This is a genomic window from Paracoccus sigandri (assembly GCF_003709565.1).
GTDB classification, from domain to species: Bacteria; Pseudomonadota; Alphaproteobacteria; order Rhodobacterales; family Rhodobacteraceae; genus Paracoccus; species Paracoccus siganidrum.
In genome coordinates, this window is the sequence record NZ_QNRC01000021.1 from 35055 (window position 1) to 53467 (window position 18413).

19 protein-coding genes are annotated in these 18413 nt (G+C 64.6%); 3 read left to right on the forward strand and 16 right to left on the reverse strand.

The window, feature by feature from the left end:
• Window positions 1-120: 120 nt before the first annotated feature.
• Window positions 121-2403 (reverse strand): FdhF/YdeP family oxidoreductase, encoded by a 2283-nt coding sequence (locus tag C9E82_RS16950; RefSeq protein ID WP_119896370.1) that lies wholly within the window; start codon window positions 2401-2403, stop codon window positions 121-123.
• A gap of 84 nt (window positions 2404-2487) precedes the next feature.
• On the opposite strand from C9E82_RS16950, the gene C9E82_RS24135 reads away from it, so the two are divergent.
• Window positions 2488-2748: a hypothetical protein gene (locus tag C9E82_RS24135; RefSeq protein WP_170161961.1), complete on the forward strand. Its 261-nt coding sequence runs from the start codon at window positions 2488-2490 to the stop codon at window positions 2746-2748.
• Window positions 2749-2752: 4 nt separating this feature from the next.
• Here C9E82_RS24135 and C9E82_RS16955 read toward each other — a convergent pair whose 3' ends face one another.
• Window positions 2753-3109: a cysteine hydrolase family protein gene (locus C9E82_RS16955; RefSeq protein WP_119896369.1), complete on the reverse strand. Its 357-nt coding sequence runs from the start codon at window positions 3107-3109 to the stop codon at window positions 2753-2755.
• Window positions 3110-3363: 254 nt separating this feature from the next.
• Here C9E82_RS16955 and C9E82_RS24590 point away from each other — a divergent pair, with 254 nt between their 5' ends.
• Window positions 3364-3564: a hypothetical protein gene (locus C9E82_RS24590; protein ID WP_183154101.1), complete on the forward strand. Its 201-nt coding sequence runs from the start codon at window positions 3364-3366 to the stop codon at window positions 3562-3564.
• A gap of 461 nt (window positions 3565-4025) precedes the next feature.
• Here the strand turns inward: C9E82_RS24590 and C9E82_RS24140 are convergent, their stop codons facing one another.
• The 5 genes from C9E82_RS24140 to C9E82_RS16985 form a co-directional block, all read right to left on the reverse strand.
• On the reverse strand, window positions 4026-4769 hold the full coding sequence (locus C9E82_RS24140) for a hypothetical protein (RefSeq protein WP_147393025.1): 744 nt from the start codon (window positions 4767-4769) through the stop codon (window positions 4026-4028).
• Window positions 4766-5755, reverse strand: a complete 990-nt coding sequence (locus C9E82_RS24145; protein WP_183154102.1) for a hypothetical protein — start codon at window positions 5753-5755, stop codon at window positions 4766-4768. The genes C9E82_RS24140 and C9E82_RS24145 overlap by 4 nt, the downstream gene beginning before the upstream one ends.
• 76 nt (window positions 5756-5831) lie before the next feature.
• Complete coding sequence (locus C9E82_RS16975; protein ID WP_119896366.1) at window positions 5832-6893, reverse strand: DUF4123 domain-containing protein; 1062 nt, start codon at window positions 6891-6893, stop codon at window positions 5832-5834.
• A 1026-nt stretch (window positions 6894-7919) separates the two neighbouring features.
• A complete protein-coding gene (locus C9E82_RS16980) occupies window positions 7920-8453 on the reverse strand; it encodes a nuclear transport factor 2 family protein (RefSeq protein WP_119896365.1) in 534 nt (177 codons plus the stop codon).
• 98 nt (window positions 8454-8551) lie between these two features.
• Window positions 8552-9274 carry an SDR family oxidoreductase gene (locus C9E82_RS16985; RefSeq protein ID WP_119896364.1) on the reverse strand — a complete coding sequence of 241 codons (723 nt, stop codon included), beginning with the start codon at window positions 9272-9274 and terminating at the stop codon, window positions 8552-8554.
• A 97-nt stretch (window positions 9275-9371) separates the two neighbouring features.
• Between C9E82_RS16985 and C9E82_RS16990 the strand changes: the two genes are divergently transcribed.
• A complete protein-coding gene (locus C9E82_RS16990; protein ID WP_119896363.1) occupies window positions 9372-10259 on the forward strand; it encodes a LysR family transcriptional regulator in 888 nt (295 codons plus the stop codon).
• A 95-nt stretch (window positions 10260-10354) separates the two neighbouring features.
• On the opposite strand, the gene C9E82_RS25065 is transcribed toward C9E82_RS16990, so the two are convergent.
• The 9 genes from C9E82_RS25065 to C9E82_RS17035 all read right to left on the reverse strand — a co-directional run bounded on the left by C9E82_RS25065 (window position 10355) and on the right by C9E82_RS17035 (window position 18375).
• Window positions 10355-10783, reverse strand: coding sequence for an aconitase X swivel domain-containing protein (locus C9E82_RS25065; RefSeq protein ID WP_240643391.1), 429 nt, complete (start codon window positions 10781-10783; stop codon window positions 10355-10357).
• Between the two features lie 292 nt (window positions 10784-11075).
• A complete protein-coding gene (locus tag C9E82_RS17000; RefSeq protein ID WP_119896362.1) occupies window positions 11076-12062 on the reverse strand; it encodes a TRAP transporter substrate-binding protein in 987 nt (328 codons plus the stop codon).
• 23 nt (window positions 12063-12085) lie between these two features.
• Window positions 12086-13354, reverse strand: coding sequence for a TRAP transporter large permease (locus C9E82_RS17005; protein ID WP_119896361.1), 1269 nt, complete (start codon window positions 13352-13354; stop codon window positions 12086-12088).
• Window positions 13354-13971 carry a TRAP transporter small permease gene (locus C9E82_RS17010; protein ID WP_119896413.1) on the reverse strand — a complete coding sequence of 206 codons (618 nt, stop codon included), beginning with the start codon at window positions 13969-13971 and terminating at the stop codon, window positions 13354-13356. Before C9E82_RS17010 ends, C9E82_RS17005 begins: the two co-directional genes overlap by 1 nt.
• A gap of 127 nt (window positions 13972-14098) precedes the next feature.
• Window positions 14099-15103 carry a 4-hydroxyproline epimerase gene (locus tag C9E82_RS17015; protein ID WP_119896360.1) on the reverse strand — a complete coding sequence of 335 codons (1005 nt, stop codon included), beginning with the start codon at window positions 15101-15103 and terminating at the stop codon, window positions 14099-14101.
• 7 nt (window positions 15104-15110) lie between these two features.
• Window positions 15111-16331: an NAD(P)/FAD-dependent oxidoreductase gene (locus C9E82_RS17020; RefSeq protein WP_119896359.1), complete on the reverse strand. Its 1221-nt coding sequence runs from the start codon at window positions 16329-16331 to the stop codon at window positions 15111-15113.
• The gene (locus C9E82_RS17025; protein ID WP_011751080.1) at window positions 16328-17053 is read right to left on the reverse strand and encodes an amino acid ABC transporter ATP-binding protein; all 726 of its coding nucleotides are present in this window, start codon (window positions 17051-17053) and stop codon (window positions 16328-16330) included. The genes C9E82_RS17020 and C9E82_RS17025 overlap by 4 nt, the downstream gene beginning before the upstream one ends.
• Window positions 17046-17699 carry an amino acid ABC transporter permease gene (locus C9E82_RS17030; RefSeq protein ID WP_119896358.1) on the reverse strand — a complete coding sequence of 218 codons (654 nt, stop codon included), beginning with the start codon at window positions 17697-17699 and terminating at the stop codon, window positions 17046-17048. The genes C9E82_RS17025 and C9E82_RS17030 overlap by 8 nt, the downstream gene beginning before the upstream one ends.
• Window positions 17700-17709: 10 nt before the next feature.
• Window positions 17710-18375, reverse strand: a complete 666-nt coding sequence (locus C9E82_RS17035) for an amino acid ABC transporter permease (protein WP_119896412.1) — start codon at window positions 18373-18375, stop codon at window positions 17710-17712.
• Window positions 18376-18413: the final 38 nt, after the last annotated feature.

Sequence of the window (18413 nt, forward strand, 5' to 3'; positions counted from 1 at the left end):
GCCCGTCGCGCAGGCCTGACAACAGGATGTTCCCGGATTTGTTCCTGAAGATTCCCGCTTACCCGGTCCCGCGCCGTCAGGGTTCCGCGAGGCCGTCGCGATGGCTGCGCGCCAGGCCGATCAGTCCGCCGCAATCCTGACGGGCACGGATTTGGCGGCCGGCGTCTTGCTTTTCTCATCGTGATGCCACAGCGGGATCAGCGCGTTGCATTCGGGATAATAGGCGGCGATCGTGCCCGCCGGCAGGTCGCGGTCGATCGCGCGGAAACCGCCCATGCTGCGAGTCACGCCGTCCTGTGCCGCACAGGTCAGGCGCACCATGCCGCCGCTTGCGATACCGTGCCGGATGCGGTCGTCGGGATTGAGCATGACGATCATCCGCGATCCGTAGATCCCGCGCAGCCGGTCGTCATGGCCATAGATGGTGGTGTTGAACTGATCGTTCGAGCGCAGGGTAATGAGGCGCAGGATATCGCCATCCTCCCCCGCGCCGGCATCCGCCGACAGCGCGCGGGGGCGCAGGAAATTCGCCTTGCCGCTGTCGGTTTCCCACTGGCGCCGCCGCGCCGGGACGGGCCGGGCAAAGCCGCCGGGCAGGTCCAGCCTGCCGTTGAAGTCGCGGAAATCATCGGGGAAGCTGGCCTCGATCGCATCGCGGATCAGCGCGTAATCCGCCACCCATTCCTGCCACGGCACCGCCGGATTGTCGGGCAGCGTGGCCTGGGCGATCCCCGCCACGATGCGCGGCTCGGACAGCAGCTCCGGGCTGGCCGGGCGGAACTTGCCGCGCGAGGCATGGATGCAGGTGGTCGAATCCTCCATCGTGACGATCTGCGGGCCGGTCGCCTGCTGGTCGATCTCGGAGCGCACCAGGGTCGGCAGCAGGAAGCTGCTGCGTGCCGGCACCAGATGGGTGCGGTTCAGCTTGGTCGCGATCTGCACGGACAGGTCCATCCCGGCCCATGCCCGCTCCATCAGCTCGCGTTCGGGGACCGCGCGCAGGAAATTGCCGCCCAGGCCCAGGAAGGCCCGCACCCGGCCCGCGATCACGGCCTCGCAGACCTCGACGGTGTTCATCCCGTCCTTGCGCGGCGGCTGGAACCCGTATTGCGCGGCCAGCCGGTCCAGCGGCACCAGATCCGTCTTTTCCGCGATGCCGACGGTGCGCTGGCCCTGCACGTTGGAATGGCCGCGCACCGGGCAGATGCCCGCGCCCGGCCGTCCGATATTGCCGCACATCAGCAGCAGGTTGATCAGCATCTGCACATTGTCGCAGCCCAGCCGGTGCTGGGTCAGGCCCATGCCATAGACCGCGATGACCGAGCGCGCCCCGGCATAGGTGCGGGCGGCAGCCTCCAGCGCGGCGCGCGGCAACCCGCTGACGGCGGTGATCCGCGACCAGTCGGCGGCCCTGACCTGCCGCTGGAACGCCTCGAACCCCTGCGTATGCTCGGCGATGAAATCCGCATCGAGGATAGGCTCCGACCCGCTTGCCTTCGCCGCGTCGTCCCATTCCAGCAGTGCCTTGGCCATGCCGGTCATGGCCGCGATGTCGCCCGCCGCCGAGACCTGGTAATATTGCGTGGCGATCCGGGTGGGCCGGTTCGCCAGCATCTGGCCGGGACGCTGGGGATTGACGAATTCTTCCCAACCGCGTTCGCGCAGGGGGTTGAAGACCACCACCGGCACGCCGCGGTCCCGCAGCTTCTGCAACTCGTGCAGCAGGCGGGGAGAGTTGGTGCCGACATTCTGGCCGAAGGACAGCACGCAGTCGGTCCTTTCGAAATCCTCCAGCAGAATCGTGCCGACCGGCGTGCCGATGCTTTCGGGCAGCGCGACCGAGGTGGTCTCGTGGCACATGTTCGAACTGTCGGGCAGGTTGTTGGTGCCGTAAAGCCGGGCCAGCAGCTGATACATGTAGGAGGTCTCCAGCGAGGCCCGCCCCGAGGCGTAGAACACCACGCTGTCGGGATCGCGCCCCTTCAGCCCGGCGCCAATCTCCGCGAAGGCGTCCTGCCAGGATACCGGAAGATACCTGTCGCTGGCCGCGTCATAGCGCATCGGATGGGTCAGCCTGCCCTGGTTTTCCAGGTCGTGGTCGGACCATGCGCGCAGGTCCGAGACCCTGTGCGTGGCAAAGAACTCGGGCGGGACGCGCCTGGAGGTCAGGTCCCAGAAGGTGGCCTTGGCGCCGTTCTCGCAGAACTCTCCGACATGCGGTCGGGCCGGCTTCGCCCATGCGCAGCTGGTGCACATGTAGCCGCCGGTCTTGTTGTGATCGCGAAACAGCCCCGGCCCGGCGCGGAGGGCGCGCTGGCGCAGGACGTGCCGGGCCAGTGACTTGATCGACCCCCAGCCGCCGGTCGGCTGACGATAGGGTTTGTCGCGCGTGCTGTCTGTCATAACATCCTCCTTGGGGATGCGAACCGGCAGGCGGGGGATATGTTCCCGCGAGAGGCCAGATGGGGCGGGCAGGAGCAAGCGGATATGGACGATTTCGACAAGCATTTGCAGGCGCTGGAGGGCCGCATCCTGGCGCAGCGGCGGGTGCTGGCCCGGCTGCTGGCGCATTGCCCCGACCAGGAATGGCGGCAGCTGGCCGACTGGCTGGCGGATCGCCAGATCCTGCATGACGGACAGGAAGATCCCGGCGCCGTGCCGGCCGAGGGGATGGCGCAGGAACTGGCCATGGCCACCGAATTCCGCGAACTGGCGGACCTGGCCAGCCGCTACCGGCGGGAAGAATAGGCGCTCAGACCCGCCACTGGTCCAGCAGCTCGGCCAGCGGCGCGGTCTCGACCTGCTGCCCGAAGCGCGCCTCGTAGATCCGCAGCGCCGCATCATGGGTGGGGTCGCTCGAAGAGCAGACCGCGTCCGACACCAGGATCACCCGATAGCCGCGATCGATCGCGCCCAGGACCGTGGCCAGGACGCAGACCTCGGTCTCGCCCCCGGTGACAATCAGGGTCGAGATCCCTGCTCCGCGCAGGAACCGGTTCAGCCTGCCGGAACTGCTCCCGCGCGCAACCTGGGCACATCGACCGAGTTTCGATTGTTCATGCAGGGCGCGTTTGCAGGCGTGTTCACCGCGATCGGCATCTGCGATCATGTTCCGGATGTAGACGCACGAGGGGCGGCGCGGGCATGGGCCACGGCCCTCATCCCCAATGCCGGATGAGGGCCGTCGGGTTGCCCATCAACGAGGTGGTTAAAGGGGGCCGAAAGGCCCCCTCTGCCTGTCAGGATCGAGCCGCCTATCCAGCATCCTGACGGAAAAATTTTCGTGCCAAAGCTAGTGCCACGTTCTGCCAAAGCTGGCGCGCCGCTACACAGGAAAGCCTCCTGCCCCGCCGCGCGGCCCAGATGCAGCGCATCGGCAAAATCCACCCCCCGCTCGGCAAGATCGAAGGCAGCGGCCATCGTCGCCACGTCCTCGATGGTGACCTGCGGCAGACCGCCGAAGGCCCGCAAGGCCCGCGCGACATCACCCAACTGGCCCAGCCAGAGGAGATCTTTGTCGAGAAAACGCCCTGTTCAGCCATCGGCTTGGGCGGGCCACCATGAATAAAGCTGGGCCTGCGCCACCTGATGATCGCGGAATATATTTTACGAACCAGATCGACGTCAAATGATGTGTCTTGAAGGGGGCGGCGGATTGTAAACTCCAGGTGGTCATTCATCCACACCCAGTCTTTTTCCCATTGGCATCTGCACGACGATACTGCGGGGTCATTGCCGTCTTTGGAAACGAGTGCGGAGAAGACATCTTCCTCATCCGGCAGTTGATGCATCTCCCATATTTTGACATATTCCTCAAATTGAACGAGTGGCGATGTCTTCAATCCGGTCTCCTCATCCAGCATCATAATTTTGGTGAAATATTCAGAAACGGATTCGGCACGCCTGAGTAATCGGCTCCATAACTCGATACCATCCCGCAATCCAAGCCCATCTTTTGGGATGAACGCGCAAATTGAGAGGCCGGAAACATCTTTATTTGCAACTCAGAAGCAATGGCATTCCGTCTATCTGAAAACCGCGCGATGCGGGGCGGTCCAGTCGGGCGGCATGTCATAGGGCGGCAACAGCAGGAGATCGTTCAGTCCGACCTCGACGTCCTGCATCCTCGCGATCTCCTGGCTGTACTCCTCCATTCGCCAGCCGAAGGGCTCCGGGGTCGCGAAGATCAGCGAGCCTCCCTCCAGCGGATCGACGGAATGGGCCATCGGCAGGTCGGCATGGGTGATGGCTTCGGGCACCCAGCTGGCCCAGCCGGAAGAGATCTTTGTCGAGAAAACGCCCTGTTCAGCCATCGGTTTGGGCGGGCCACCATGAATAAAGCTGGGCCTGCGCCACCTGATGATCGCGGAATACATTTTACGAACCAGATCGACGTCAAATGATGTGTCTTGAAGAGGGCGGCGGATTGTAAACTCCAGGTGGTCATTCATCCACGCCCAGTCTTTTCCCCACTGGTATCTGCACGACGATACTGCGGGGTCATTGCCATCTTTGGAAACGAGTGCGGAGAAAGCATCTTCCTCATCCGGCAGTTGATGCATCTCCCATATTTTGACATATTCCTCAAATTGAACGAGAGGCGATGTCTTCAACCCGGTTTCTTCATCCAGTATCATCATGTTTGTGAAATATTCAGAAACGGATTCGGCACGCCGGAGGAATCCGCTCCACAACTCGATACCGTCCCGCAATCCAAGCCCATCTTTTGGGATGAACGCGCGAAAATCCGAGGCTGGAAATATCTTCATTGGCTTTCCTCGTCTATTTCATTTTCCCCGATTTCAGGTTCGCGACTGAACAGAGAAGCCGGTGCCTTTATGAGATAGACCCAGATTCGAGTTGATATCCGTGCTTGAAGAGCGTGTTCCCGCAGGCACAACTCCATCAGGCTGTTACTGACAACCCAGATGACATTGTGGTCGTGCTCAGAAAAATACTTTCTCTGATATTTTGCTGCAATCGAGTGATGAGATGAAATTTGTGTCGTTACACGCTTCATCGCGCGTTCTGCAGACGGTGTATCACGCCAAACGACTTTGCCCCTCTCCCAGTCCTGCCTGAGATACTTCGAATATCCCAGCTTCGCCTCGACCAGAAAGCAGGGATGGATCGCCAGACCGTCCATCGCCCGCTTGCCGCCGCGCGCGGATGCGTCGGCGATGTCGAATTCCTGGATCTGCCTCGCGCTCGGAACATGCGGCTGCCAATGGATGACGTGATGCTGGTACTTCATCGCCCACACCATGAGCTGGTTGCCGCCATAGTTCTTCATGGCGAACTCGCCATCGCGCAGGAAATCACAACGCTCGCATTCCTGGCACTCGTCATCCTCACGGGATTTTCGCGCCAGTTCCTGTTCCATGCGGGCATCGACCTGGGTCGTCGGAGACGCCGGTGCCCCGCCCATCGGTGGTTGAGGTTGCGGATCTCCGACATGCTCTCCCGGGGAAGGTGCCGGCGGCGCCGACGTTCCCGAGCCGGGCATCGCCGGCGGAGATCCCGGCGGGGTCAGGATGATCCCCGGCCGCTCGGCGCCGTCATCATCCGGTGCGGGCATCTCGCCGGGGGGCGCCCCCCATTCCTCGGGCCATTCTTCCGGGGCGACGAACGGCACGCCCGACCCGTAATCGCGTCGCAATGGCGCCGGAGGAACATCGGTTGCCGGAGGAGCAGACCTTCGATTGCCGAGCCACTCCATGGTGCCCTGAATGCCCTGGTTCAGCGCCTCTCCCATGAGACCAAGCAAACTGGGCCGGCCTCCTCGTTGACCTGCTAGTCCAGCCATCCGGTACCCCCTTTAAGCAGGACGGTCACCACCATGCCCTGAATCCCCCGTCCATTCTTGAAAGTTGCAGCTTCAGGACGTCAAGGGAATCCCTGAGATTTTCTTCCGCGGTTGCGCCTGGCCGTGTCACGGCTGCCCGGAACGCCGGGCTTTCCTGCAGTTTCGGCAGGTAGACCGTCGAAAGCAGGATGTAACGTCCGATCAGCAAGCCGTCCGACACCCCGATCGACCGCATGAACGATTGTGCGAGGTCCACCCGCCGATAGACCTCCCGCAACGCGACAGCCGCCAGCTGCGGATAGGTCCCTTTCAGGTCGCGTGCCATCTCATAGGTATTCTGCTGCCTTCTCAGTGCCTTGAGGGCCGCCCGTTCCTGCTCGTCAAGGATCGGCGGTGCCGCATCCACATGTTCCAGCAGATCGACGCGCGGCGACGCCTGCTGGAACACCTCCTTGCCAAAGGAGCAGTTGATGAAGGTGATCGGCATGCCATCACGGGTCAGGCACAGCCGCCGGATCAGGTCGGGCCGGTTGGTCGCGAAATGACGCAGGTATGAATAGAGATAGCCCGTCTCCCAAAAACGGAAAAGCAGCCAGTTTTCCTGACTGTCCCTCATCCGGATGAACTTGCGGAAGTGCTGCCAGAGCTCTTCAAGCGATGCGGTAGAACGCAAATAGATGCCGGGATCGCTCTGCCAAAGATGCCATGATGCGTCGCCCCTGGTGAACAGGTTGCGGGTGAAGCCGTTGTTCTCCTCCAGGCGGACAAGCCATGGGGCAACGTCCCCCAGGTCGTCATAGGCCTTGCCCTTGAAGAGACAGCGATGCTCCAGCCCGCTGTGCTCGAGCATTTCGCTGAGGCCGGTGACCTTGGCTGCGTCGAGAATTGCAAAGGTCTGGCTGTCCGTCTCTGCGAACAGGGCATCGCGCAGGAATGCGGGCACGTTGCTCTTTGGAAACCACCCTATCTGCAGGTCCAGAGGTGTCGGAGGAGAAAGTTCCGAAATGACCAGGGCGCCCTGCCCGATGGCAACCTGGTCCTCCGGCCGGTCAGGCGACGGAATGCTCCAGGGGTCGTCTATAGGCATGCGATGACCAGCAGCTTCATTCAATAATCCAGATGACCCGCACCTGCTGGCGCAGCAGAGCAAAATATCGGCGGCATCAATAATACAAGGATTCCATACCCCAGAAGGCCAGTTTCAGCAAGTCGCGGGCAGGCTAATCGACCATATCCGTGCCATCATCTGCCCTGCACTTCCATGCGGGGCTCCTCCCTCCCCTGTTTCCCGAGATGCGGGATACTTCTCCTATCGCAGGGACTGCCTGCCCATGCGACCGATCTCCAAGCCACTCCACGCCTGTGACTTTTGAGCGAACTGAGCGGGTGGGGTTTCCCTGGCGGACACGCTGTGCATACCGTCGCGGTCGGTCCATTTCGTGCCATAGCGGTGGCCACGGCCAGCTTCTGCGCCCGTCCCGCCATATTACCGGACCGGGCCAACCGTAACCTGGATCGGCATGGCAATAACATCCCTCTCCTCGCCCCGACAGACTGATCGTTCTCGCCTCGAACCACGCGACCTTCCGGCGGAGGTCGGGAGGGTGGCCGGAAAGGCAGGGTGGCAGGTGCCTGGCCCGAAAGCCCTGGTTTCGATGAGCCGATGATGCCGGCAAGGACGATGAAGCTGCGACCTGTCTCCGATCCGCTCCCGGACGCACCAATCCCTCCGCCTGACTGATCCCCTAAGTCCGTTCGGTTTCCACCAGCAACCCCCAAGGCTCCGGACCGTGTTGCCGCGCGAGCGCGGCTGAGCCGCGATCAGCTCCGCCAGCTGAAGGAGCTTCAAAAGGAGAACGAGCGGCTGCACAAGGCGGTTGGCAATCCTCGTTGGCCCAGAGCCCGACATAGGGGTGATCGACCTTCAATTGCGTTTCCCCCGCCCGCACGGGTTGGGCCGGAAGCATTGCGACGATGAGAACTGCGAAGGCGCGCTGCATGGTCTGATTCCTCGTTTCGTCTGGCGTGTCCAATTGGAACGAACGGGCGCGGAAGCGGCGGTTCCAGATCGATGACGGAAAGCGCCCCCCCGGCGAGGTCGGTTCAGGGCGGGCTACTGCTCGCGCGGCTCGTTGTTGTCGACGACTTCCTGATAGGCCACGAGATCGAGAAAGGCCTCGGCTTCGACCACCAGACCTTCCTCCATCCGGAAGATCCAGACGAACTGATTGTCGTAAGGCGCCCCGGACGTCGTGACGGCCGAGGCGTCGAACCGGATGACGACCCGGTCCCCAACGGACCATATGTGGCGCACATCCGGCATCAGCGGAGACGCGAGACGGCTGACGAGAGGGGTCGATCCACGCTGCACGAAATCCTCGATGCCGTTGTAGGTATCGGCAACCGGACCGGAGCCGCGGATCGTCCAGCGGATATCGGGCGAGAGAAGGTCGAAGACATTGCCCTCCTGGCTGGCCCATCCCTCGAAGGCCTCGCGGACGATGGCTTCGTTCCGGGCCTCGGTTTCCGCGACTGCCGCTGCGGCAGCCCTGGCCTGGGCCGGTGTGGCGGCGGCAACGAAGGCCAGGGCGATCAGCAGATTGCGGACGACAGCCGCCGCGGTTCCGGTCGGTGAGGCAATAGTCATCGGGTCACTCCATTTTCCAAGGATGCTGGCGAGGCCACTGCCGCGGCCCCGGCTTGCGGCGGCCCTGCGAAGGGCCGCTGCGGATCGACGCGCCGGCGTCAATTGCTTGATCCGGTCGGCCTGACGGTGATTTCGCTGGTATCGACGCCCGCAGGCGCCTCGATCACATGCCGGATCGCGCGGGCAATATCGGCGGGCTGGAGGGCGACCGCGCGATAGGCGTCCATCGCCGCCATGGTCTCGGCATGGGTGATAGTCGAGGCGAGCTCGCTTTCCACGACGCCGGGATTGACGCAGGTAACGCGGATCTTGCTGCTTTCCTGGCGCAGCCCGTCCGAGATCGCCCGCACCGCAAACTTGGTGGCGCAGTAGACGGCAGCCGTCGGCACCACCGACAGCGCACCGATCGAGCCGATATTGATGATCTGGCCGCTGCCCTGCCTCTCCATGACCGGCAGCACGGCGCCGATGCCCCACAGCACGCCCTTGATGTTGACGTCCACCATGCGTTCCCATTCGTCCTGCTTGCCGGCGGCAAGCGGCGAAAGCGGCATCACGCCGGCATTGTTGACCAGGACGTCGATGCGTCCCCATTTCTCTATCGCATCCCCGGCAAAAGCGGCCATGGACCGGCGGTCGGTGACGTCCAGCGCCTTCGCCTCGGCGGTCCCACCCGCCTCGCGGATCCCTGCCGCGACGGCTTCGATGCGGTCCAGCCGGCGTGCGCCCAGCAGCACCTTCGCGCCAGCGCCCCCCAGTTCTCGGGCCATGCCCTCGCCGATTCCGCTGGAGGCTCCGGTGATCAGGATGATCTTGTCCATGCTGTGCTCCCTGCATGAGTTCAGGAAGAAGATGGACGCTTGCCACTGGTGCCGGTATCCATCAATTGCTTGACTGGATGGTTAGGAAGGCTGGACAATGAAGATCGACCTGAACCTCCTGCCGTTGTTCCTCGCCGTCGCGGAAGAACATAATTTCCGCGCCGCGGCCGATCGCCTGGGCGTGACCCGCTCGGCGGTCAGCCAGGGGGTTCGTCGTCTAGAGGATACCTTCGGCGCCACATTGGTGATGCGCACGACGCGCTCGGTGCGCCTGACGGAAGCGGGCGAGCGCCTGCGCGACGCGCTGTCGGGGCCGCTCTCGGAAATCGGAACGGCGCTTGAAGGCGTGGCGGCCGAGAATGCGCCGCGCGGGCTTCTGCGGATCGCCGCCAGTTCGATCGCCGAGCAGTTCCTGGCGGGCCCGCTGATCGCCTCCTTCGCGGCGGCCCATCCCGGCGTGACGATGGATGTCACCGTCACCGACGAAGAATTCGACATCGTCGCTGCCGGCTTCGACGCGGGCGTCCGGCTGGGCGAGGTCATCGAACAGGACATGATCGCGATCCCGCTGACCGGCAATCAGCGCGAGACGGTGGTCGCAGCGCCCGCCTATCTGGCCGCCCACGGCACACCGGCGCATCCGCGCGAACTTGTCCGTCATCGCTGCATCGGCTGGCGGCCGGCGCCGAACGTCGCCCCATACCGCTGGGAGTTCGAGGAGAACGGCATTCCCTTCGACGTGGCGGTCGAACCGCAGATCACCACCAACGACCTGCGCCTGATGCTGCGCACCGCGCTCGCCGGAGGCGGCATCACCTTCGCGTTGGAGGAGACTTTCAGGCCGTTCGTGGAAACGGGCGAACTCGTGCCCCTGCTGGACGATTTCCTGCCGCCATTTCCGGGATTCTTCCTGTATTTCCCACAGCGACGCAACATGGCGCCCAAGATGCAGGCGTTGATCGAGCATGTCAGGCAATGGCGATAGCACTCCTCGGCGTCGTGTCCTGAAACCGGCAACGATGCCGATCGGCCTCTTCGCCCTGCGGCGCCTTCAGGGTCCCCATCGCCGGATGATCGCGGTCATGGGCCGGCAACCTCGCTTTCCGCCTTCCGCCTCAGGATGCGAATGCGCCGCTGCAAGGTCCGCGCCGATGCGCTGATCCTGCTCGCACCCGATCCCGTGCAGGAGCCGCGTGTCGAGGGCATCATCAGGACGCGCCCGGCGATCACGCGCCCCTGCAACGGGTGATGCACGTCGATGATCCTGCCGGTGGCGGGGTCCACCCCGCCCCAGAAGCTGAGCGGCTCGTCCGAAAACAGGACGGGCCCGTCTGCGATGCCCGGCAGGATGCTGGATGCGGTCATGGTCATCTGTTTGGTCTCCGGCCGGTCCTGGCCCTGTTGCTTCGGTATCCGCGTATTGCCCCAGGCGTCGTCGAAATCGACGGAATAGCCGTGCTGCCCGGTGATCCGGACGCCGACGACACCACGAGAAAGGCGCGAGCACATCGGGGTTGTCCTTTCTTCAGGCGGCGGAGCCGGGCATCAGCGCATCGATGCGGGGCAGATGGCCGGCCAGCATATCGACGCCGGACGCGTGACTGCGCACGCGGGCATTGGCCCATGACGAAACTCCGCGCCACCAGCGCCGAGAGGACGAGGCTGGAAATCTTGCCGGGCGTCATCGTCACCGTGTTTTCCATCGCTCAGCTGCAGATCGAAGGAGTCGCGGACGATGCGCGCCGGGATGGCGCGCATCGTTGCAGACCAGCCCGCCCGGTTCAGGCGGAAAAAGCGCCGGTCACAGCGTCGCACCGATTTCGCGCAGTTGCTCGATCACCGGCGCTTTCGGCATCCAGATCTTGTCGAAGGCGGCGATGATCTCGGTCGTGTCCTCCTTGGGGACCTCGTGCATCGGCACCCCGGTCTGGCGGAGGTTCTCGATCAGCGCCGGCTCCTCGCCCGCCAGGCTGTCGATCTGCTCGTCCAGCACGGTCCTGACCGCGGCCGCGATCAGCTCGCGATCAGCCTCCGGCATGGCCGTCCAGACCCGGCCCGAGGCGACCGCGGCCGCCGGCATGAACACGGCGTTCATGCGCAGGATGGACTTTGCCACCTTGTCGAAGCGCTGGTTCCACGAGAACTCGATATCGGCCTCCAGCCCGTCGACCTGGCCGTTCGACATGGCGTCGAAAACCTGCGGCGTCGGAATCGGCGTCGGCGCCGAGCCCAGCAGCTGGTAGAAGTCGCGATAGACCGGCGTCGGGTTGATGCGCAGCTTCATGCCGTTCAGCCCGGCGATGCTGTCGATGGGCTTGACCGAAAACACGGTGCGCATGCCGGTGATGGCCCAGCCAAGGCCGATGGTGCCGGTCTGCTGGGGCAGAACGTCGAACAGCTTCAGCACTTCGGGGTGGCGAACCAGCCTGGCCACGGCATCGGTCGAGCGCACCAGATAGGGCGCATTGATCGCCGCGATATGCTCGACCCGAGAGCCCAGTTCGGCGGCCTGGATGATGCCCATGTCCAGCGCCCCCGATTGGAGCTGCTGCATCATCGCGGGCTCGTTGCCCAGCTGGCCGGAATGAAAGACGGTCATCGTCAGGCGGCCGTCGCTTTGCTGGGCAAGGCCCTCGGCCAGGCGCAGCGCCGCATCGTTCCACGAATGGCCGACCGGGGTGATGAGGCCAAGTCGCAGCTCGGTCGATTGCGCACGGGCTACCAGCGGAGCCGCGAAAGGCAGGGCGGCGGCGCCTGCGATCAGATGGCGGCGGGACAGTTTCATCATGTTGGGTCTCCTGTTGGGTTGGCTTACGGTCCGATGAAGATCAGCGAGATGCCGGGAAAGACGGACAGGATCACCAGAAGGACGCAGGTGATCAGGAAGAACGGCATGGTGACCATGAACATCCTCCCGGGATTGGCCCCCGTCGCGGCGGCGGCGACGAAGAAGCACAGGCCGACCGGGGGCGACAGCAATCCCAGCACCAGGTTGATGACCACGACGACGCCGAAATGATGCGGGTCGATGCCATAGACCTCGGTGGCGATCGGCAGCAGGATCGGAACCGTCATGATCAGGCCGGGAATGCCGTCGATCACCGTGCCGATCACCAGCAGGATCACATTGGCCAGCAGCATGAAGGTGACCGGGTCCCTGGCCACCGTCTGGATCCAGCCGGCGACCTCTTGCGGGACGCGCCCGAACACGAGGATCCAGGACAGCACGCCCGCCGCCACGACCAGGAACAGCACGATGGCCGAGTAAAGCCCCGCGCGGGTCATGATCGCCGGCAGGTCCGAAAAGCGCAGCCGCTTCGTCCAGAAGCGGCCGATTAGCAGCGACATCACCGCGCCGACGGCGCCGGCCTCGGTCGCGCTTGCAAGGCCCGAGAAGATCGAGCCGACGATGACGATGGGGATCGACAGCGACGGCACCGCCGCCCAGACCGTGGCGGCGCGCTGCCTGAATGTCTGCGGCTCGCTGCGCGGGAACTTCCGGCAATGGCCGATGACGGCGATCACCACGCAGAACAGCGCGGTCAGGATCAGCCCCGGCACCAGCCCCGCCATCAGCATGTCCGACACCGAGACCTGCGCCATGACGCTGTAGACCACGAACATGACCGAGGGCGGCATGATTGATCCCAGCATCCCGCCATAGGCGGTCAGCCCTGCGGAGAAGTCCTTGTCGTAGCCCTTCTTCTCCATCTCGGGGACCATGATCTGCGACATGATCGCCACCTGCGCCGTGGCGGAGCCGAGGATCGAGGCCACGAACATGTTCGCGATGGCGTTCACATAGGCCAGCCCGCCGCGCAGCGAACCGACGAAGGCCATGGCCATGTCGACGATCTTCTTGGTGATGCCGCCCGCATTCATGATCTCTCCGATCAGGACGAACAGGGGGATGGCGATCAGGCCATAGCTGTCCACCGCGTTGAACATCTGCAGCGGATAGCTTTGGAACAGCACCATGTTGCCGCTGGCCAGCACATAGACGATGGCCGCGACGCAGAGGCACAGGCCGATGGGCACGCCCACCAGCATCACGATCAGGAAGGCGGTTGAGGTCAGCATCAGCTCACCGCCTCCTCGGCGTTGATCATCGTCGCACGCTGGATCCTGGGGACCGCGCCCACGTCTTCCAGCAGGTTCGCGATCCCGTGGACGGTCATCGACAGGGCAAAGATCGGCAGGATCAGATAGAGGATCCAGGTCGACCAGTTCAGGGTCTGCGTGCGCTCGGTATAGATGAAGTTGAAGGTCTGCCCGGCGAATTCGCGGGCATCGAAACCCGCGCGCGCAATGCCCAAGGGTTCGAACCAGAGCCAGCACATCAGGGCAAGGCCGATGCCGAACAGGACGACGACAATGGTCGCCGCGATCCTGGCCAAGCGCGCCGCGCCGGGCGACAGCCGCTCGGTCAGCATCGTCACGGCGAAGTCCAGCCGCAGCCGCGTCATCGTCGAGGCGCCGATGAAAGTCAGCCAGACCATGCAATAGACCGCAAGCTCATCGATCCAGTAAAGCGGCATTCCCAGATAGCGGGTGACCACGTTCAGCAGGATCGCGCAGCTGAGCAGCGCCATCAGCATTGCGACGGCGTGGCGCTCGACGACCAGAAGGCCCTCGGACGCGCGGATCAGCGGGGACCATCTGCTTGGCGGGGCGGAAGGGCTTGGATGTCGTGGCATGGAGGGCACCTGGTTGGGCATAAGTGATCTTCGGAAGCGGCCTGCGACGGCCGATCCCATGCTTTCTCATGCGCCCCGGCCAGCGGTCAGGGCGTCGGCCTTTCGTTTGCATCGCGCCGTCGCGCGCTCACTTCACCACGAAGCCATGGGCGAAAGGATCACGCTCGGCATCGATGAAGATGGTGTTCAACCCGGTCTGGCGCGCCCATCCGGCGATCGAGGGGATGATCGCGTCGCGACCCGCCACGGTCGCGGCGGCCTCGATGCGGCCCTTGAAGATCGAACCGATGATCGACTCGTGCCAGAACTCGTCGCCGACCCGCAGCTTGCCCTTGGCCGCAAGCTGCGCCATCCGGGCCGAGGTGCCGGTGCCGCAGGGGCTGCGGTCGATGGCCTTGTCGCCATAGAAGACGGCGTTGCGGGCATGGGCGCCGGGCACGGTCGGCGCGCCGGTCCACTGGATATGGCTCAGCCCATTGATCTCGGGGTGCTCGGGATGGGTGAATTCGTATTTCTCGTTCAGCGCCGCGCGCAGCGTCAGCGACCAGCCGATCAACTCGCTTGCGGTATGGTCGGCCATGTCGCGGAAGTTCTTCTGCGGCTCGACGATGGCATAGAAATTGCCGCCATAGGCCACGTCCACGACGATCTCGCCCAGGCCCTCGACCTTGGCCGTCAGGCCCTCGGCATGAAGGAAGCCGGGCACGTTGGTCAGCCGGACCTCCTCGACATGGCGGCCCTCCTGCCGGTATTCGATGTCCACCTTGCCCGCCGGGGTCTCGATGGACAGGCGGCCGGGCGTGCGGGGGACGATCAGCCCGTTCTCGATCCCCATGGTGATCGTGCCGATGGTGCCGTGGCCGCACATGGGCAGGCAGCCCGAGGTCTCGATATACAGCACCGCCACCTCGCAATCCCCGCGCGTCGGCGGATAGAGGATCGCGCCCGACATCATGTCGTGGCCGCGCGGCTCGAACATCAGGCCGGTGCGGATCCAGTCGAATTCGCGCAGGAAATGCGCGCGCTTTTCCAGCATGGTCGCGCCCTCCAGCCGCGGCGCTCCGCCCGCGACCAGGCGCACCGGATTGCCGCAGGTATGGCCGTCGATGCAGGGAAAGATGTATTGGGTCATGATCGCCTCAGAAACGCGCGGGAGAGAACGGGGCCAGATCGATGCCGGGATCCGTGCCGGCCAGCAGGTCGGCCACGATACGCGCCGTGCCCGCCGATTGCGTCAGGCCCAGATGGCCGTGCCCGAAGGCGCAGATGACGTTCGGATGGCCGGGCAAGGGGCCGATGGCAGGCAGGCTGTCGGGCAATGACGGGCGAAAGCCCATCCATTGCTGCCCGCCCGTGGTCCTGAGCCCCGGCAGGAAGGCCTTGGCCTTCTTCAGCATCGCCTCGGACCGCTTGTAGTTCGGGGGCAGATCCAGCCCGCCCAGCTCGACCGCGCCGCCGACGCGGATGCCCGAGGAGAGTTTCGAGATGACGAAGCCATGCCCCCCGAAGGTGACCTGGCAGCGCAGGTCGAAGGCATCCGCCGGCAGCGTGGTGTTATAACCGCGCTCGGTCTCCAGCGGGATGCGGACACCCAGCGTCCGGGCCAGCAGGTGCGAGAACGCCCCCGCCGCCAGAACGACCCGGCCGGTCAGCTTGCCCGAGGCGGTCAGCACCCCGTCATCGGCCAGCCCGGTCACCTCGGCGATGGCGATCTCGCCACCGCCGGCGCGGAAACGCTCGGCCAGCGCCAGCGTGTAGTCGCGCGGATCGGCGATGGAATACCAGCCGGGCGTGAAGGTGCCATGGGTGAAGCGCGGCGCGAGGCCGGGCTGGAGCGCGGCCATCTCGTCAGGGGTCATGTGCCAGAACGCGATGCCGTGATCCTCGCGCGCCTGCCAGCCGGGCAGCGAGGCGTCGAACTCGGCCTGCGATTCATAGACCTGGAGGTTTCCCTCCTTGCGCAACATCCACGACGTGCCGGTCGCGGCAAGAAAGGGCTCCAGCTCGGCCTTGGACAGGTCCATCAGCGCCGTCTGCGCGGCGGTCGAGGCACGCACCCGCGCAGGCGAGCAGGCCCGCCAGAAGCGCCACATCCAGGGCGCGATCCGCAGCGCATAGGAAGGCGGCACGGTCAGCGGCCCCAGCGGGCCCAGCAGCCATTTCGGCGCCTGCCGCATGATGCGGGGCGAAGCCAGCGGCAGGATATCCGTAAAGGCAAAGGCCCCTGCATTGCCGGCCGAGGCGCCCGCCGCCGGCCCCTCGCGGTCGATCACCTGCACCGCGAAGCCCCGCGCCTGCGCCGCCAGCGCGACGGACAGGCCGACGACGCCCGCGCCGATGACGACGACCTTGCCGGTCATTGCCGGGTGCTCGACAGGAACTTGCGCGTCTCGGGGTGCTGCGGATCGCCGAAGATCTGCTGCGGCGGACCGATCTCGGCCATGACGCCCTGATGGAAGAAGGCCACCCGATCCGACACGTCGCGCGCAAAGGCCATCTCATGGGTAACCAGGATCATGGTCATGCCCTCCTGGGCCAGCATCTTCAGCGTGTCCAGGACCTCGCCCACCAGTTGCGGGTCCAGCGCCGAGGTCACCTCGTCGAACAGCATGTATTCGGGCGACATGGCCAGCGCGCGGGCGATCGCCATGCGCTGCTGCTGGCCACCCGACAGCCGGCCCGGATAGGTCTTCAGCTTGTCGCCCAGCCCGACATGGGTCAGTTGCCGGACGGCGATCTCCTCGGCCTCGGCCCTTGCCATGCCCAGCACCTTGCGCGGCGCCAGGGTGACGTTCTCCAGCACGGTCAGGTGCGGAAAGGCGTTCCACTGCTGGAACACGATGCCGACCTTGCGGCGCAGCTTGTTGAGGTCGGTGGATTTCGCGTGGACCTCGGTCCCGTCGATCAGGATGCGGCCGGAATCGATCGGCTCCAGCCCGTTGATGCAGGTCAGAAGCGTCGACTTGCCCGAACCCGAGCCGCCGATGATCGTGACCACCTCGCCCTTGCTGACCGTCAGGTCGATGCCCTTCAGAACCTCCAGCTGGCCGAAGGATTTGCGGACATGTTCGATCTCAATCATTGGACCACCGTTTTTCCAGATAGCCGCCGAACCGGGCCAGCGGGAACGAGATGACGAAATAGAAGGCGCCGCAGATCATCAACAGCAGCAGCGGCTCCTGAAGCCGCGTGATCAGGATCTGGGTCGAGCGCAGAAGCTCGGTCACCTGAACGACATAGACCAGCGCCGAGTCCTTCATCACGCCAAGCGCCAGCCCGATCCAGGACGGCAGCGCGACCCGGGTGGCCAGGGGCAGAACGATTTCCCGCATGTCCTGGCCCCATGTCATGCCGAGCGAGCGCGCCGCGCGCCGCGTCGTCGCCGGCACCGCCTCGATGCCGCCGCGCACGATCTCGGCGCAATAGGCGGCGGTATACATCGACAGCACGATGCAGGCGACGGTGAAGCCCGACATGTTCAGCCGCAGGATCGTGCCCATGAAGGCATTGGCCAGCACAAGCTGGATCAGCAGCGGGATGGACCGGAAGATGTCCAGGACGAAGATCAGCGGCGCGGCCCAGATCGCGCCAAGCTGATAGCGGATGACGCCGAAGACGATGCCCAGGACGGTGCCGGCGATCACCGAGATGATCGTGACCACGATGGTCATGCCGGCGCCCTTGGCCAGAAAGATGAAATCGGCGGCCGTCAGTGCGGTATCGAACATCGGATGGCCCTCAATACCGGAACAGCCGGGCGGCGATCAGCCGCGCGCCAAGAGTGACGATCTTGGTGATGACGTAGAAGATCACCGCGGCCAGGGCGAACAGTTCGAACGTGCGGAAGGTCAGCGCGTTCAGATCCTGGGTGACGCCGTAAAGGTCGGTATTCATCCCCACCGTGACGCCCAACGAGGTCATCAGGATCGCCCAGACCATCTGGTTCGTCATCGGCAGGAACGAGATGCGCAGCATCTGCGGCAGCACGACATGACGGAACGCCCCTGCCGCCCCCATGCCCAACGACCGGGCGGCGCGGGTCTGCGTGTCGGGGATGGCCTTCAGCGCGCCGCGGAAATTCTCGGTCAGGTAGCCGGCATTGTTGAAGGTGATGCCGATCAGGATCGACAGGAACGGGCTCAGATGCAGGCCGAAGCTGCCCAGTCCGAAATGCGCCATGTAGATCTGGAACAGCGCCGGGGTGTTGCGCGCGATCTCGACCCAGGCCTTCGCGACGGCGGACAGGATGCGGATGCCCGACAGGCGGAACATGGTCAGGACGATCGCCAGCAGGATGCCGATGACCATCGACAGGATCGCCACCTGCATGGTGACGATGGCGCCATCCAGCATCTGCGGAAGCCGCGCCATCGCCTGCTTCCATTGGAAGGTATAGTTGAACATGGCCGTCTCGCAGCTGCCAGGAAGCATCGGGGCGGCGC